Below are 1,548 nucleotides of genomic sequence, written 5' to 3' on the forward strand. Positions count from 1 at the left end.
GTATAACCCAAGGCAACTTGCGGTTATATGGTCAAGCGAATAAGCGCACACGGTGGATGCCTTGGCGGTCAGAGGCGATGAAGGACGTGGCAGCCTGCGAAAAGTATCGGGGAGCTGGCAACAAGCTTTGATCCGGTAATGTCCGAATGGGGAAACCCACCCGCTTGCGGGTATCCTGCAGTGAATACATAGCTGCTGGAAGCGAACCTGGTGAACTGAAATATCTAAGTAACCAGAGGAAAAGAAATCAACCGAGATTCCGTAAGTAGCGACGAGCGAACGCGGACTAGCCCTTAAGCTGATTTGGTTCTAGGAAAACACTCTGGAAAGAGTGGCCATAGAAGGTGATAGCCCTGTATCTGAAAGGGCCATTTCAGTGAAGACGAGTAGGGCGGGGCACGTGAAACCCTGTCTGAACATGGGGGGACCATCCTCCAAGGCTAAATACTACTGACCGACCGATAGTGAACCAGTACCGTGAGGGAAAGGCGAAAAGAACCCCGGAGAGGGGAGTGAAATAGAACCTGAAACCGTGTGCGTACAAGCAGTAGGAGCTCCGCAAGGAGTGACTGCGTACCTTTTGTATAATGGGTCAGCGACTTACTGTTCGTGGCAAGCTTAACCGTATAGGGGAGGCGAAGGGAAACCGAGTCTGATAAGGGCGCATAGTCGCGGGCAGTAGACCCGAAACCGGGTGATCTAGTCATGCCCAGGGTGAAGGTGCGGTAACACGCACTGGAGGCCCGAACCCACTCCCGTTGCAAAGGTAGGGGATGAGGTGTGATTAGGAGTGAAAAGCTAATCGAACCCGGAGATAGCTGGTTCTCCTCGAAAGCTATTTAGGTAGCGCCTCATATGTATCCTCTCGGGGGTAGAGCACTGTTATGGCTAGGGGGTCATCGCGACTTACCAAACCATTGCAAACTCCGAATACCGAGACGGACTGTATGGGAGACACACGGCGGGTGCTAACGTCCGTCGTGAAAAGGGAAACAACCCAGACCCACAGCTAAGGTCCCAAATTCACTGCTAAGTGGAAAACCATGTGGAAAGGCACAGACAGCCAGGAGGTTGGCTTAGAAGCAGCCACCCTTTAAAGAAAGCGTAATAGCTCACTGGTCGAGTCGGTCTGCGGGGAAGATTTAACGGGGCTAAGCAGTGAACCGAAGCTTGGGGTGCATAACTTTGTTATGCGCGGTAGAGGAGCGTTCCGTAAGCCGTTGAAGGTGGATTGAGAAGTCTGCTGGAGGTATCGGAAGTGCGAATGCTGACATGAGTAACGATAATGCGGGTGAAAAACCCGCACGCCGAAAGCCCAAGGTTTCCTTGCGCAACGTTAATCGGCGCAGGGTGAGTCGGCCCCTAAGGCGAGGACGAAAGTCGTAGTCGATGGGAAGCAGGTTAATATTCCTGCACCTCGCGTAAGTGCGATGGAGGGACGGAGAAGGTTAGGTGTACCAGGCGTTGGTTGTCCTGGGGAAAGGCGGTAGGTTTGGATCTTTGGCAAATCCGGGATCCTTTAAGACCGAGCACCGAGACGAGCCTTTA

Annotated in this window: 1 rRNA gene (cut by a window edge); it reads left to right on the forward strand. The window is 53.0% G+C overall.

Features of this window, described 5'->3' with window-relative positions:
- Positions 1 to 29 precede the first annotated feature (29 nt).
- A 23S ribosomal RNA gene (locus tag AC5O77_RS21500) occupies positions 30 to 1,548 on the forward strand (it continues 1,460 nt past the right edge of the window).

The sequence above is a fragment of the Stenotrophomonas sp. INTA L402-1 genome (assembly GCF_059295135.1).